At 65.6% G+C, this 14,194-nt stretch carries 14 protein-coding genes; 5 read left to right on the forward strand and 9 right to left on the reverse strand.

Annotated features, from left to right (window positions below; all coding sequences use genetic code 11):
• Nucleotides 1-6: 6 nt before the first annotated feature.
• Both O7631_RS11560 and O7631_RS11565 read right to left on the reverse strand, forming a co-directional pair.
• Nucleotides 7-975, reverse strand: a complete 969-nt coding sequence (locus O7631_RS11560; protein WP_197699273.1) for a glutamate ABC transporter substrate-binding protein — start codon at nt 973-975, stop codon at nt 7-9.
• 19 nt (nt 976-994) lie between these two features.
• Nucleotides 995-1,723, reverse strand: a complete 729-nt coding sequence (locus tag O7631_RS11565) for an amino acid ABC transporter ATP-binding protein (RefSeq protein WP_145785835.1) — start codon at nt 1,721-1,723, stop codon at nt 995-997.
• Between the two features lie 163 nt (nt 1,724-1,886).
• Between O7631_RS11565 and O7631_RS11570 the strand changes: the two genes are divergently transcribed.
• Nucleotides 1,887-3,170, forward strand: coding sequence for an ROK family transcriptional regulator (locus O7631_RS11570; protein WP_278144247.1), 1,284 nt, complete (start codon nt 1,887-1,889; stop codon nt 3,168-3,170).
• On the opposite strand, the gene O7631_RS11575 is transcribed toward O7631_RS11570, so the two are convergent.
• Nucleotides 3,139-3,480: a hypothetical protein gene (locus O7631_RS11575; RefSeq protein ID WP_278144248.1), complete on the reverse strand. Its 342-nt coding sequence runs from the start codon at nt 3,478-3,480 to the stop codon at nt 3,139-3,141. The genes O7631_RS11570 and O7631_RS11575 overlap by 32 nt on opposite strands.
• A 486-nt stretch (nt 3,481-3,966) precedes the next feature.
• On the opposite strand from O7631_RS11575, the gene O7631_RS11580 reads away from it, so the two are divergent.
• From O7631_RS11580 to O7631_RS11595, 4 genes are read left to right on the forward strand one after another with little or no spacing between them, the layout of a single operon-like run.
• Complete coding sequence (locus O7631_RS11580; protein ID WP_278144249.1) at nt 3,967-5,526, forward strand: class I SAM-dependent DNA methyltransferase; 1,560 nt, start codon at nt 3,967-3,969, stop codon at nt 5,524-5,526.
• Nucleotides 5,523-7,016: a class I SAM-dependent DNA methyltransferase gene (locus O7631_RS11585; protein ID WP_278144250.1), complete on the forward strand. Its 1,494-nt coding sequence runs from the start codon at nt 5,523-5,525 to the stop codon at nt 7,014-7,016. Before O7631_RS11580 ends, O7631_RS11585 begins: the two co-directional genes overlap by 4 nt.
• Nucleotides 7,013-8,188, forward strand: a complete 1,176-nt coding sequence (locus tag O7631_RS11590) for a restriction endonuclease subunit S (RefSeq protein ID WP_278144251.1) — start codon at nt 7,013-7,015, stop codon at nt 8,186-8,188. Before O7631_RS11585 ends, O7631_RS11590 begins: the two co-directional genes overlap by 4 nt.
• Nucleotides 8,189-8,190: 2 nt before the next feature.
• The gene (locus O7631_RS11595) at nt 8,191-11,115 is read left to right on the forward strand and encodes a type I restriction endonuclease subunit R (protein WP_278144252.1); all 2,925 of its coding nucleotides are present in this window, start codon (nt 8,191-8,193) and stop codon (nt 11,113-11,115) included.
• 25 nt (nt 11,116-11,140) lie between these two features.
• On the opposite strand, the gene O7631_RS11600 is transcribed toward O7631_RS11595, so the two are convergent.
• From O7631_RS11600 to O7631_RS11625, 6 genes are all read right to left on the reverse strand, one after another.
• Nucleotides 11,141-11,404: a hypothetical protein gene (locus O7631_RS11600; protein ID WP_278144253.1), complete on the reverse strand. Its 264-nt coding sequence runs from the start codon at nt 11,402-11,404 to the stop codon at nt 11,141-11,143.
• A gap of 93 nt (nt 11,405-11,497) precedes the next feature.
• Nucleotides 11,498-11,929, reverse strand: coding sequence for a hypothetical protein (locus O7631_RS11605; protein ID WP_278144254.1), 432 nt, complete (start codon nt 11,927-11,929; stop codon nt 11,498-11,500).
• Complete coding sequence (locus O7631_RS11610; protein WP_278144255.1) at nt 11,877-12,587, reverse strand: hypothetical protein; 711 nt, start codon at nt 12,585-12,587, stop codon at nt 11,877-11,879. Before O7631_RS11610 ends, O7631_RS11605 begins: the two co-directional genes overlap by 53 nt.
• Nucleotides 12,584-12,844: a hypothetical protein gene (locus O7631_RS11615; protein ID WP_278144256.1), complete on the reverse strand. Its 261-nt coding sequence runs from the start codon at nt 12,842-12,844 to the stop codon at nt 12,584-12,586. Before O7631_RS11615 ends, O7631_RS11610 begins: the two co-directional genes overlap by 4 nt.
• Nucleotides 12,845-12,930: 86 nt before the next feature.
• Nucleotides 12,931-13,125 (reverse strand): DUF397 domain-containing protein, encoded by a 195-nt coding sequence (locus O7631_RS11620; RefSeq protein WP_278144257.1) that lies wholly within the window; start codon nt 13,123-13,125, stop codon nt 12,931-12,933.
• Nucleotides 13,118-14,002 (reverse strand): helix-turn-helix transcriptional regulator, encoded by an 885-nt coding sequence (locus tag O7631_RS11625; RefSeq protein ID WP_278144258.1) that lies wholly within the window; start codon nt 14,000-14,002, stop codon nt 13,118-13,120. Before O7631_RS11625 ends, O7631_RS11620 begins: the two co-directional genes overlap by 8 nt.
• Nucleotides 14,003-14,194 lie beyond the last annotated feature (192 nt).

Consider the following 14,194-nt stretch of genomic DNA (forward strand, 5'->3'; position numbering starts at 1 on the left):
GGATTCTCAGGATCCGTCGGCGGAGCCGAGGGCGGGCGGGGTGGGCGCGCCGCCCTCCACCACCGAGCCGAGGGTGCCTTCCCAGACCTTCGCCCAGGTTCCGTCGGCCTGGATCTTCTTCAGCCAGTTGTTGACGAACTCCTTGAACTGCGCGTCCTCCCGGTTGAGGCCGATGCCGTACGCCTCGGTGGTGAACGGCTCGCCGACCACCTTCATCCCCGGGTTGGCCTTGGCGCCCGAGGCGAGCAGCGTGAAGTCCTGCACGTACGCGTCGCCGCGCTTCTGCAGCAGCGCCTGCAACGCCTGCGGGTCGGTGCCGAAGGCGATCTGCTTCGAGCCGGGAGCGGCCGACGGCAGCGCGGTGACCGCGGGGGTGTTCGCCCCGACGATGACGGTCTTGCCGGCGAGGTCCTTGACGCTCTTGATCGAGGTGTCGTCCTTGCGGACCCCGACCGCGAGGCCGGAGGTGAGGTACGGCCCGGCGAACGCGACCTGGGTGGCCCGCTGCGGGGTGATCGTGTAGGTCTGGAAGACCGCGTCGACCGACTTGGCCTGGAGCATGGCCTCCCGGGTCTGGGTGCCGATGGTCGTGGTCTTCACCTCGGGCTTGCCGATGATGTACTTCGCCAGGAGCTTCGCCATGTCGGCGTCGAAGCCCTCGATGGTGCCGCTCACCGGGTTCTGCTGGGCGAGCAGTGGCGCGTCCAGGGACCCACCGATGTTCAGGTAGCCGCGCTTGCGGATCGCGTCCATGGTCGAGCCGGCCGGGATGTCCGCGTCGGTGGCGACCGGCGCGGCGTCGTACACCGACTGGGCGACCACGCCGTCGCCACCGAGGCCGGGGTTGCCCGGCAGCTTCGGTGCGCTGCTGCCGCTGTCCCCGCCGCAGCCGGTGGCGGCGAGGGCCACCGCCACGGCGGTGGCGGTGAGGGCGAGCGAGCGCCGCCCGGTGAAGCTCATCTTGAGGATTGACATGACACCCTCCCGTTGGGGGCTAGTGCTGGAGGATCTTGGAAAGGAAGTCGCGGGCCCGCTCGGTGCGCGGAGCTGCGAAGAATTCGTCGGGGGCGCCGGATTCGACGATGCGGCCGTCGTCCATGAAGACGACCCGGTCGGCGGCGCGGCGGGCGAAGCCCATCTCGTGGGTGACCACGATCATGGTCATCCCCTCGCTGGCGAGGGAGACCATCACGTCGAGCACCTCGTTGACCATCTCCGGGTCGAGCGCCGAGGTCGGCTCGTCGAAGAGCAGCACCTTCGGTTGCATGGCCAGTGCCCGGGCGATCGCCGCCCGTTGCTGCTGTCCACCGGAGAGTTGGGCCGGGTGGTGGTTCGCCTTGTCGGCGATTCCGACACGTTCCAGCAGGGCCATCGCCTGCTGACGCGCCTCGGGTCGGGCGATCCTGCGGACCCGGGTGGGGCCGAGGGTGACGTTGTCCAGCACCGTCTTGTGCCCGAAGAGGTTGAAGGACTGGAAGACCATGCCGACGTCGGCGCGGAGCCGGGCCAGCGCCCGCCCTTCGGCCGGCAGCGGCTCACCGTCGATCTCGATGCTGCCCTGCCCGGCCGTCTCCAACCGGTTCAGGCAGCGGCACAGTGTCGACTTGCCGGAGCCGGACGGCCCCACCACGACGACCACCTCACCGGCGGCCACCGTGAGGTCGATGTCCTTGAGCACGTGCAGCGGGCCGAACCACTTGTGCAGGCCGCGTACCGACACCATGGGTCGGTCCGTGCCCGTCGTCTCCGGTGCCACCAGACGGCCCTACTTTCTTCGACATTCGAACTAAGTAAGCTTCATATCGAACCAACAGCGCCATCTAAAGGTAGCCAACAAACTAAGTCAACCGGTTGCTTGAACAAACTGCGGATGCTAAGAACCTGACGTGACGATTGACGACGCGCCGCGCGAAGCCCTCCGGGGTGGTCCCCGGGAGCTGCTGCGGTGGGTGGCCACCGGAGCCGCCGTCAGTCGCGCCGACCTGTCCCGGCTCTCCGGGCTCTCGCCCTCGACGGTCTCTCAGCGGGTCGAGGCGTTGATCAACCAGGGGTTGCTGGAGGAGACCGGCGCCGGGCAGTCCCGGGGCGGACGGCGACCGCGCCAACTCGCCGTACCCACCGGCGGTGCCGTGGTCGGTGCCATCGACCTCGGCGCCCACCACGCGCGCATCGGCACACTGGACCTGTCCGGGCGGGTGGTCCAGGGCCGCACCCTGCCGGTCCGCATCGAGGACGGCCCGGAAACCGTGCTCGGCACGCTGCTGGCCGAGGTCACCGCTCTGGCCGGCGGTGCTGCGTCAGTAGCTTCCGGCGGGGCGGCGGCTTCCGGCGGTGCTTCCGGTGCGTCGTTGGCCTCCGGCGGCGGGGCGACGGTGACCGGCGGCGCGGTTTCCGGCGGGTCGCCGGCCTCTGGCGGTGCGGCGGCGGGCGCGCTGCGGGGAATCGGCATCGGCATACCCGGTCCGGTGCAGCACTCCACCGGACGGATCGTCAGCCCGTCGCGGATGCCCGGCTGGAACGGTTTCGACGTCGCGGCCTTCTGCGCCGACCGCGTCGACGTGCCGGTCATCGTGGACAACGACGCCAACCTGATGGCGCTCGGCGCGCACCGCACGGCACACGCCGAGATGGACCACGCCGTCTACATCAAGGCCGGCACCGGAATCGGCTCCGGGGTGATCTCCAGTGGACAGTTGCACCGGGGCGCCCAGGGATCCGCCGGGGACATCAGCCACTGCCGGGTGGTGGCGGATCCCGCGCCGCTGTGCAGCTGCGGCAACGCCGGCTGCCTCGAGGCGGTGGCCAGCGGCGCCGCCCTGGTCACCGCGCTACGCGAGCAGGGCGTACCGGTCTCCGACCTGACCGGCGTGCTCCGCCTGATCGACGACGGCGACCGGCACGCCACGGCGCTCGCCCGGCAGGCGGGACGGGCCATCGGCGAGATCCTGGCCGTCGTGGTCAACTTCTTCAACCCGCAGGTGGTCGCCATCGGCGGTCGACTCGCCGACTGCGAACCACTGCTGGCCAGCATGCGGGCCACCCTCTACGAGCGGTGCCTACCGCTGGCCACCCAGACCCTGCTCATCGAGCGCGTCGTCACCAGTCAGGACGTCGGCATCACCGGCGCCGCCCACCTGGTCATCGACCACGTGGTGTCCGCGCATCCATGATCGACGCCATTTCGCCGATGTAGCGGTATCCGCGCCGCCCGGACACCGCCACGTCGGCGAACTCGTGTTGATCAAGCAGGGCTGCTACCCGCGTAGCGTCAGTGCCAACCGCCACACCGCGGTTGACGGGTTTGCGGCGCATGAACCCCAGAGCGTCCAGGCAGTTGGACTTACCGGAGGCGTTGGCACCGAAGACGCCGACCACCCGGACCGCCTGCTCGTGTTCGTCACTGCGGTAGGCTGGCGTGAGGTTGAGTTGTTGCTCGTCGCGGAACGACCGGTGGTTGGCGAAGCGAAAACTCAACAACATAGCTGTGCCCTCTGGTTTCCGGGCCTTACGGCCGTTCCCTGCGAGCAAACCACGCGGAACGGCCTGAGACGCCGGGCTCGCCAGGGGACATCTCTCTCGGTGGCGGTCAACCGTCGGACCTGCTGGCCTTGCCAGAGGGCATCAAACTCGGACCTGCCCTGGTGGCTGATCGACGGCGGTACGCACGACCCAAGGAGTTGGCCTGTCGGTTGTCGGGGGCACCCGCCGGGTTTGAGCCGGGCTGTCTGACGCAGACACCGCCATCACCGGTTCGGCCCCTGGTGGATGGTTCTGTCCGGTAGCTGACTGCTGCCGCTCGTTCTGTGGGATCAGGTGGTGGCGCGCCGACGCCCTACGCCAGACCGAAATCGCCTGATGCCGGGAATCCGTGGTGCGGCAAGTGGCGACTACGGTGATGCGGTACGGATACCTGGCCGCCGAGCACGAGGAGACAGCACCAAGCATGACCTATGACCGGACCGGCGCATGACTGATCGTTATGCACGGGCGTCCGCCGCCACCCATGACACGCTTCCCATCCCGCTCACCCTGCCGGAGTTGCAGCAGTATCTCGCCAGGGCAGCGGATCTGCTGCGCGGGAGCATCGACCAGGCGGACTTCAAGGCTTACATCTTCCCGTTGATGTTCTTCAAGCGGATCAGCGACGTCTATACCGAGGAATACCAGCGCGCGCTGGCGGAGTCAGGCGGCGACCACGAGTACGCGTCGTTCGCCGAGAACCACCGTTTCGGCATCCCCACCGGCAGTCTCTGGGAAGACGTACGCGCTCGCACCGAGAATGTCGGCCAGGCTCTGGTGACCGCCTTCCGGGCAATAGAGAAGGTAAACCCGGACGTGCTGTACGGAATCTTCGGCAGCGCCGCCTGGACGAACAAGGACAAGCTGCCCGACGCCAGGCTGCGCGACCTCGTCGAGCACTTCTCGACCAGGACGCTGAGCAACGCGGCCGTCCCGCCAGATGTGTTCGGGCAGGCATACGAGTACCTCATCAAGCGGTTCGCGGACCAGTCCAACAGGAAGGCCGGCGAGTACTACACCCCCAGGTCGGTGGTGCGACTGCTCGTCGACATCCTCGACCCGCAGGAGGGCGAGACGGTCTACGACCCGGCCTGCGGCACGGGCGGCATGCTCATTGAGGTCATTGAGCATGTGAAGCGCCAGGGCGGCCGACCGCAAACCCTCTGGGGCAAGCTCTACGGCCAGGAGAAGGTGCTCGCCACCTCCGGCCTCGCCAAGATGAACCTGCTGCTGCACGGCGTCGAGGACTTCGACATCGCGCATGAGGACACCCTGCGCACGCCGACGTTCTTCGACGGCCCGCGCCTCACTCAGTTCGATTGCGTAATCGCGAACCCGCCGTTCTCGCTCAAGAACTGGGGCGAGGTGGCGTGGGGCACCGACCAGTGGGGACGTAACCGGCTCGGAGGCGTGCCGCCCAAGGGGTACGCAGACTGGGCCTGGGTCCAGCACATGATCACCTCTGCGGCACCCGGCACGGGCCGAGTCGCTGTCGTGCTCCCGCAGGGTGCGCTGTTCCGTCAGGGCGCTGAAGGGCGCATCCGCGAGTTCGTGCTGAAGGCTGACCTGGTCGAAGCCGTGATCGGCCTCGCCCCGAACCTCTTCTACGGCACGGGCCTGGCCGCGTGCGTGCTGATCCTGCGCCGGCACAAGGCGGACGCCCGTAAGGGCAGAGTGCTGTTCGTCAACGGCGAGACGCTGTTCAAGCGCGGCCGTAACCAGAACAGTCTGGAACCCGAGCACGCGGACACCCTGCTTAGCACCGTCCAGGCGTTTGAAGACGCGCCCGGTCTGGCGGCGGTCGCCACACTCGACGACATCAAAGACAACATCTTCAACCTCAACATCCCGCTGTACGTCGCACCTGCCGACGACGGCGAACACCGGACGCTGGAGCAGGCCCTGACCGACCTCGAAGCGGCCCACGCCGCAGCCCGCGAGACTCGCGCCGCGTTGGATGCAGAACTGGCCAAGTGGGGCCTCAGCCCGAGCGAGGTGACGGCGTGAACGCCCGCATCACACAGCGCGAACTGGAGTCCTACCTGTGGGGCGCAGCCGTCGTGCTACGCGGCCTCATCGATGCCGGGGACTACAAGCAGTACATCTTCCCGCTGGTCTTCCTCAAGCGTCTCTCTGACGTGTACGACGAGGAACACGCCGCAGCATTGGCCGTCTACGGTGAAGACGAGCTGGCCGACCTGCCGGAGAATCACCGCTTCGCCATCCCCGACGGCGCTCATTGGCAGGATGTCCGCGAGGCCGGCAGCAATGTCGGTGCGGTGATCCTCGCCGCCATGCGGGCGATCGAGTCGGCCAACCCGGACACGTTGACGGGGGTGTTCGGTGACGGCGACTGGGGCAACAAGAATCTGTTGCCCGACCGGACCCTCAAGGAACTCATCGAGCACTTCTCGGCCAAGACGCTCTCGGTGGCGAACTTGCCCGAGGACGAACTCGGTCAGGGGTACGAGTACCTGATCAAGAAGTTCGCCGACGACTCGGGTCACACTGCCCAGGAGTTCTACACCAACCGCACCCTCGTCCACCTGATGACGATGATGCTCAAGCCCGAACCGGGGGAGTCGATCTACGACCCGACCTGCGGCACCGGCGGCATGCTTATCTCCACCGCCGCCGAGTTGCGCAGACAGGGCAAGGAGTGGCGGAACCTCCAACTCTACGGGCAGGAACTGAACTATGGGACGTCAGCCATCGCCCGGATGAACCTGTTCCTGCACGGCGTCGCCGACGGAGATATTGCGCACGGCGACACGCTTACCAAGCCGGCATTCCTCGACGGTGCCCGGCTGCGCACGTTTGACGTGGTGCTCGCCAACCCGCCGTACTCGATCAAGGCGTGGAACCGAAGCGCGTTCACCAATGATCCGTACGGTCGCAACATGTGGGGAGTTCCGCCGCAAAACGCCGCCGACTATGCGTTCCTGCAACACATCGCCAAGAGCCTCGATCCTGGATCGGGCAGGGCGGCGATTCTGCTGCCACACGGCATCCTGACCCGGGTATCTGAGGCCGCGGTCCGTCAGGCGATGGTTCGCTCGGATCTCGTCGAGGCGGTCATCGGCTTGGCGCCGGGCCTGTTCTACAACTCGGGGATGGAGGCGGTCGTGCTCGTCCTGCGATCCCGCAAGTCCGCTGAGCGTCGTGGTCGGGTCCTGTTCATCAACGCTGTGCGCGAGTTCACCCGCTTGCAGGCGCAGTCCTTTTTGAGCGACCGGCACCAGCAGCGAATCCTCGATTGGTACCAAGGATTCGAGGACGAAGAAGGCTTCGCGGCGGTCGCAAGCATCGAGCAGATTGCTGACAACGGCTACAACCTTGCCATTCCGCTATACGTCAAACCGCCGCGCGGTGGACGGGGAGCGACCACGAGCGACCAAGTCGGGGCCAAGGTCGCTACCTGGCGCGATGCCGCAGCAGCCGCCGACACTGCCGTCGATGATGTGTTGGCGCTCCTGCGTCAGGAGGTGAGCCAGTGAGTCTCAACCTCGACAAGAGCAGCTGGAAGCGGGTGCGGCTGGGTGACGTGATCCGTCGCTCGCGGACGCAGCTCGACCCGGTGAGTAGTGGTGTGGAGCGCTACGTCGCTGGAGGCCACGTCGACACTGAAGGCGTGACGATCGAGCGCTGGGGTCAGGTCGGCGACGGTCAGATGGGTTCCACCTTCCGGTACGCCTTCAAGCCGGGACAGGTGCTTTTTGTGTCGGCTCGGCCTTACCTGCGAAAGGTCGGGGTGCCCGACTTCTCTGGCGTTGTGGCTGACAAAACCTATGTCCTGGATGCTATTCCCGAGAACGGGTTGCTCCAGGAGTTCCTGCCATTCTTGCTTTCGTCAGAGCCGTTTGTCGATTTCGCAATTTCTCAAGCGACTGGTTCTATGAACCCCCGGTTGCTGTGGGGGCCGATGCAGCGCTATGAGCTTGAGCTGCCACCACCTGATGAGCAGGAGCGCCTGGCCGATCTCCTCTCGGCTATCGAACGCCACCGATTGTCGGTGGCGTTTCAGCAGGAGGCCGTGCAGGTCGCGCGAAAGCGTTGGCTTTCAACGGCGATTGATGGGCTGCTTGCGGAGAGGGTCGCTCCATTCGAAGCTACTTGGGCTGCTTCGCCTGAAAGTGGATGGTCCGCCTCGCCGGTGGACAACGTGACAGGGCGTTACGTGTTGTCCTTGGCGGCCTTGGGGCCCGACGGCTATCGAAGGGGTCAGCTGAAGAACGTCCCGGATAGCCCAGAGTCGCGATCCGCCACTCTGACTGCCGGCGATCTTCTGGTCTCAAGAGCGAATACTGTGGAGGCCGTGGGACGAGCTGGGATCTTCGACGAGCGGCGAGAAGACGTCTCCTTCCCGGACACCATGATGCGGCTCCGACTAATTAACGACGTTAGACCCAAATTCGCTGAAGCGGTTCTTTCGAGTTCGCATGGCCGTGCGCATATGCGACGTACCGCAGCGGGCAGCGCGACGAGCATGGTGAAGATTAATAGAAAGTCCCTTGCAAGACTTAGCTTTCCGATCGTGTCGATTGACAGGCAGGAACGGTTGCTTGCGAAGCTCTCGGGATTCGGCAGGGGGGTGGCATCGCTGGACAGCTTGCTGGCCGAGGTTCGAGCTCTGAATAGCAGTCTTTCCGCAGAGATTTTTGGAGGCTGACGATGATTTTCAATGAGGCCAACACGGTCCGGGATTTCGTGCGGGACCTCGTTTCGTCGCCTCACATTCAGTTCGCGCCCGGCAAAGAGCTGCCGCGCCGGGAGGATGAGGTGCTGCTGGAGGGGCTGGTCAAGGCGGCCCTGATCCGGCTGAACCCGGCAATCGAGGCCGACCCACGGCTCGCCGACGAGGTGATCTATCACCTGCGGGCGCTCATCTTGCCCGCTCGGCGTACGCCGAACCCGGTGGTGGCAAACGAGCAGTTCGCAGCGTGGCTGACCGGGCAGAAGTCGATGCCGTTCGGCCCGGCCGGAGAGCACGTCACCATCCGGCTCATCGACTTCGACAACCCCGAGCCGAGCGCCAACCAGTGGATGGTCTCCACGGAGGTGACGTATCGGGTAGGCCAGGTCGAGCGACGCTTCGACCTGGTGCTCTGGTGCAACGGTTTCCCGCTGGTCGTCGGCGAGGCGAAGTCGCCGGTCCGTCCCGCATTCTCCTGGATCGACGCGGCCGCTCAGATCAATGAGGACTACGAGGTCAACGTCCCGGCGTTCTTCGTGCCCAACGTCTTCAACTTCGCCACCGAAGGCAAGGACTTCCGGTACGGCTCGGTCGGTATGCCGGTCGACCTGTGGGGCCCGTGGCGGGAGGAGACCGACGAAGACGTCCCGGCGCGGACCGGCCTCGCGGTGGTGCGCGAGGCCGTCGAAGGCGTGCTGTCACCGGCGGCGGTACTGGACTTCCTGCGGTTCTTCACTGTGTTCGCCACCGACAAGAAGCACCGGAAAATCAAGATCATCGCGCGCTTCCAGCAGTTCCAGGCGACGAACCTCATCGTCGACCGGGCCTTGCACGGCGAGATCAAGCAGGGCCTGATCTGGCACTTTCAGGGTTCGGGCAAGTCGCTGCTCATGGTGTTCACTGCGCAGAAGTTGCGCGCGACGGCCGGTCTGGCGAACCCCACGGTGATCATCGTGGTGGACCGGATCGATCTGGACACCCAGATTACCGGCACCTTCAACGCCTCAGATGTGCCGAATCTCGTCTCGACCGACAGCCGCAAGGAGCTTCAAGTTCTCCTCAAAGCGGGCGCTCGGAAGGTCATCATCACCACAGTCCACAAGTTCGGCGAGGCGCCCGGGGTACTGGACGACCGCGACAATGTCATCGTCATGGTTGACGAGGCCCACCGGTCTCAGGAGGGTGACTACGGGCGCAAGATGCGGGAGGCTCTGCCGAACGCCTTCATCTTCGGCCTGACAGGTACGCCCATCAACAGGCGAGACCGCAACACCTTCATGTGGTTCGGATCCACTGCGGATGAAGGTGGCTATCTCTCGCGGTACTCGTTCCAGGATTCGATTCGGGATGGGGCGACGCTGCCGTTGCACTTCGAGCCGCGCCTGTCGGAGATCCACCTCGACGCCGCTGCGATCGATGCCGCCTTCGCCGAGTTGGCCGAGCAGCACCGACTCACCGAGGCCGACAAGACCACGCTCTCGAAGCGGGCCGCCTCTCTGGAGGTGCTGATCAAGGCCGACGAGCGTGTCCGCAGGATTGCCGCGGACATCGCCGAACACTTCCGCACCAAGGTCGAGCCGCAAGGGCTCAAGGCGCAGGTGGTCGTCTACGACAAGGCGACCTGTGTCGCATACAAGGCGGAACTCGACAAGATCCTCGGACCGGACGCGTCGACCATCGTGATGAGCGCCGGTGATTCGAAGGAGTGGAAGGAATACACCCCCGGCCGGGACGAGCTGGAGCGGATCACCACCCGCTTCAACGACCCCGCCGACCCTTTGAAGATCATCATTGTGACGGCCAAGCTGCTCACCGGCTTTGACGCCCCGATCCTGTATGCGCAGTACCTCGACAAGCCGCTCAAGGAGCACAACCTGCTCCAGGCGATCACGCGAACCAACCGCGTCTACCCGCCCACCAAGACGCACGGCCTGATCGTCGACTACCTGGGCATCTTCGACGATGTCGCCAAGGCGTTCGCCTTCGACGAAAAGAGCGTCCAGCAAGTCATCAGCAACATCGACGTGCTGCGGAACCAACTCCGCCCGGCCATCGAGGGCGCGCTGGCCTTCTTTCCCGGCGTCGACCGGACCGTGGGCGGCTATGAGGGGCTCATTGCCGCGCAGACCGCGATCAGCAGCGACGAGGCCCGTGACCACTTCGGCGAGGCCTTCAGCGTTGTCGCTCAACTTTGGGAGACCTTCAGCCCGGACCCGATTCTCTCGACTCATGCGGCCGACTACCGGTGGCTCACCGATGTGTACGAGTCGGTGCGGCCGTCAGACATCGCCGGTCGGCTGGTGTGGCATGCCCTCGGTGCCAAGACGTTGGAACTCATCAACGAACACGTCACCGTCGAGGTGCCGCGCAGCGACCTTGACATGATCGTCCTGGACGCCCAGGTTATCGAAGACCTCATGTCAGGCCGGCGGAAGGACGTCGACCCGATCGAGGTCGAAAAGTGGATTACCGCCCGTATCGGGAGGCACATCGGTAATCCTGTCTTCATCGAACTCGGCAAGCGGCTCACTGCCCTGCGGGAGAAGTACGCCCACTCCCAGCAGGCGAGCCTGGACTTCCTCAAGGAGCTGTTCGCCCTCGCCCGGGACACCGTGGCCGCGGAGAAGGCCGCCGCCGAGGTGCCCCGCGAAGACCAAGGCAGAGCGGCGCTGACGGAGCTGTTCCAGTCACTCAAGGGCAACGGAACCCCGATCATCGCCGAGAAGATCGTCGACGAGGTTGACGAGGTCGTTCGTGCGGTGCGGTTCACCGGTTGGCAGGACACCCGCGAGGGGGACCGCCTGGTCCAGCAGTCCCTCCGCAAGACGCTCTGGACCAAATTCAAGATCCGCGACAACGACGTGTACGACCGTGCCCTCGGCTACATCCGCGAGTACTACTGACGCCTTCGCGCAGGGGGTATGCGCTTCAGCCGAGGACGCTGATGTAGCGGCGTGCCGCCTCCGAACTGCCCTGCACGAGGGCCATGGCCTCGGCGAGACGCTGCTTGCTCTGCTCGCCCCGGGCGATGGCTTCGGCGATCGTCGGGTGCCCGGTGCCGGCGGAGATTGCCCGTAGCCGCGTCAACATCTGCTCAGTGTTCTCGGCGGCGGCCCGGATCTGGCTGATCGTGGAGTTGCCCTGCTCGGCGGCCTGCATCAACGCCGCCTTGACTTCATCAATGCTGGCCATGCCGCCCTCCGTCTGATGATCGCGCTAACGAGTTCACGTTTGCGTGGTCGGACGGACACTATCGGAGATAAAGGTGGCTTGCAGCCCTGCCGATTACATGTACTCGGCAGCCGTCTGCTCCACGTCGGCGATGAACTCCTCCAACTGCGCCTCGTTGGGGTCGCGGTCTTGCAGCAGCTTGCCGAGGAACACGATCTGCATCTGAAGGGCGGTCTCCGGGCTGAGATTGTCGATCAGTTCGACCTCACCGAGGGCCGCGCGGACAAGCCCTTCCATCTCCAGGGTGGGCAGCGACTCCGCGCCCGGAAACTGGGTGCGCGTGTCGGCGACGAAGCGAGCGACGTCGGTGGGGGAGTGGGCGGTGCCGAAGCGGTCGTTGACCGCGATGGCGAACGCTGCGCCGATTACCTGGTTCCCGCCGCGCCATCCGGAGGCCTCCAACCCGTCCAGGAGTTGGTCCACGGTGCCCCAGTCACGCCGTGCCATCGCGCGAATCAGGTCGCTGAACTCGGTCCGTACGCTCACGATCTCGTAACCTCGCTATTCCCTTGCGGATTGATTGAACGGAGCGGTGGACGGCGATGCTCGCCACCAACCCCACCACGACGAGGTGACCCGCCGCATCCGGTGCTTCGTTGAGGAGACGCTGCCCTACCGTAGGGCCGACCGTCGGGGTTGTTGTGCCGGCTTGTTGAGCCCCTGGTGGGCCCTGCGGACCCCGAATGATCGTGAACGCTTCCCTGGCCGCCGCCACCGACTTTTGGGTGTTCTCCTGGACGTCCTCGACCTTCCTGGTCATCGTACTCAGGAAGGAGGCGACGTTCCTTCGTGCGGAATCGCGCTCGACGGTCTCGGCGAGCAGATCCTCGCCGGACGGTGTGGCTGAGTCGGACGGTTGCGTGGTCGGAGCAGAGCCAGGAGCGACTGCATTGGAGTAGGCGCCTACGCTGTCGGCCGCCTCGCTGATCAGGCGGGCGAGTTTGCCGGCCTTCTCGCCAGCGGTCTTGCTCTCGGTCACAGCGCCGGTGATTTCGGGATGCGTGCTGCCCTGTGCTGCATGGGTGTAGTGCGTATTGGCCTGTTCCGCGTCAGCCTGAGCGCGTCGCGCGACAACGGCAGCGCTGTGGAGGGTGTCGATGGCGCTTCTCAGCTGGGCGACAACTTCGCCGATGCTTTCGCTCATCCGATGATGGCGAGGTAGGCGGCAGCATGGTCCTTTGCAGCCTTGATTCGGCGAAGCACCAACTCGACCTCGTCGGCAGCCTCACGGAGGGCCTTCCGGGACTGCCTCGCCTCGCCGCGTTCGCTGTCGTGCAGGGCTGCGATTGCCAAAGCGGTCGCGTCGGCGAGCTTGGCGTTGGCCTTCTCGATGCTCATCCGAGCTTTGTCGAGCGCTTGATCGCCCTTCCGGATCGTCACCTTAACATTGCCGATGGTCACTGCCGCACGTTAGCGAACCCCGCCACGTAGCGCAGCCCCGAAGGCGGGTGGGTGTCCGGGTGACTCCCGGGGCACCCACCGAAGCCTCAGCGGATGGTGTCGGTCGCTTGGACGAAGGTGGCCCAGGCGGCGGGAGTAAAGGTGAGGGCCGGACCGTGTGGGTCCTTGCTGTCGCGCACGGCGACGATGCCGGGCAGGTTGCTTGCAACCTCGACGCACTCGCCCCCATTGCCTGCGCTGCGGGTGCTCTTGCGCCAGGACGCGCCCGTCAGGTCAACCATGGTGAACCTCCCCGATGATCTTGTTGATCAGTTGGAACGATTGTCCCTCATCGAGGGTGAGTGACAGCAGGTTCGACCAGACCTTCTCGTAGGTCGCGAACTCGTGAGGACGGTCGAGGTAGAGGGCACCGGTGATCGCCTCGCTGTAGACCAACGGAGGCTCAGGGGTGGTTCGGTTCCCGAGCGGAAAGTCAAGGAGGACGAATTCGCCCGCAACGGTGCCGTGGTGCGGCCCTGCGATTAGCGGTAACACGCGAATCGACACGTTCGGCAGCCGGGTCATCACCAGTAGGTGATGGAGTTGCCTGGCCATCGTCTCCGCGTCGCCTACCGGCCGGAGGAGCACCGACTCGCAGAGCACCACCTGCACCTGCGGAGCCCGGGGCAGGCGGCGAGTCAGCAGGGACTGCCGTTGCAGGCGAAGCTCGACCGCGCGCTCCCGGTCGTCGTCGTTCATGTCGGGCTGGTCGATGTGGTAGATGCCCCGGGCGTAGTCGCGGCTCTGGAGGATGCCGGGCACGAGACTGTTCTTGTAGAAGCGGAGCCTGGACGCTGCGGATTCGAGGCCGACGTACAGCTCGAACCATTCGGGGACGGCATCGCCGTACGCGTGCCACCACCCCTTCGCTTTCGTCTCGCCAGCCAGTGAGGTCAGCGCCCGGGTCAGCTCGCCCGTCGCGCCGTACAGCTCGCACATCGCTCGGACGTCGACGCCGCGCACCGAGCCGAGCCCGCTCTCAATCCGCCACACCTTCTGGCGGCTGCACTCCAGCGCTTCGGCGACTGCGTCGAGGGTCGCGCCGGCCTCGGTGCGCAGGTCACGTAGCGCCCTGCCGAGCTGGCGTCGGGGCACCGTCGAGCCCATGTCATCGGCCACCCGGCTCTCCTTCCTGTTGAGTTTTGCAACATCCCGACAGCCGTTGTGCAACAGGGAAATGTTGCGCACAAATACCGGAACAGTGTGATTGGACATTCATTGCAATGGTGTCTCTGACCTTACAAGATGGTCCCGACAACGGCGATGGACGCGCAATTCCCACGCCAATGGACGTCGAACAATTGCGAGGAA

The organism is Micromonospora sp. WMMD967 (assembly GCF_029626165.1).
In the GTDB taxonomy this organism is placed as follows: Bacteria; Actinomycetota; Actinomycetes; order Mycobacteriales; family Micromonosporaceae; genus Micromonospora; species Micromonospora taraxaci.

What these genes read in the sequence shown, in the direction of transcription:
- O7631_RS11560 (WP_197699273.1), bottom strand. Translation starts at nt 975, where the DNA reads ATGTCAATCCTCAAGATGAGCTTCACCGGGCGGCGCTCGCTCGCCCTC.
- O7631_RS11565 (WP_145785835.1), bottom strand. Translation starts at nt 1,723, where the DNA reads ATGGTGTCGGTACGCGGCCTGCACAAGTGGTTCGGCCCGCTGCACGTG.
- O7631_RS11575 (WP_278144248.1), bottom strand. Translation starts at nt 3,480, where the DNA reads ATGTTGTTGAGTTTTCGCTTCGCCAACCACCGGTCGTTCCGCGACGAG.
- O7631_RS11580 (WP_278144249.1), top strand. Translation starts at nt 3,967, where the DNA reads ATGACTGATCGTTATGCACGGGCGTCCGCCGCCACCCATGACACGCTT.
- O7631_RS11595 (WP_278144252.1), top strand. Translation starts at nt 8,191, where the DNA reads ATGATTTTCAATGAGGCCAACACGGTCCGGGATTTCGTGCGGGACCTC.
- O7631_RS11600 (WP_278144253.1), bottom strand. Translation starts at nt 11,404, where the DNA reads ATGGCCAGCATTGATGAAGTCAAGGCGGCGTTGATGCAGGCCGCCGAG.
- O7631_RS11610 (WP_278144255.1), bottom strand. Translation starts at nt 12,587, where the DNA reads ATGAGCGAAAGCATCGGCGAAGTTGTCGCCCAGCTGAGAAGCGCCATC.
- O7631_RS11620 (WP_278144257.1), bottom strand. Translation starts at nt 13,125, where the DNA reads ATGGTTGACCTGACGGGCGCGTCCTGGCGCAAGAGCACCCGCAGCGCA.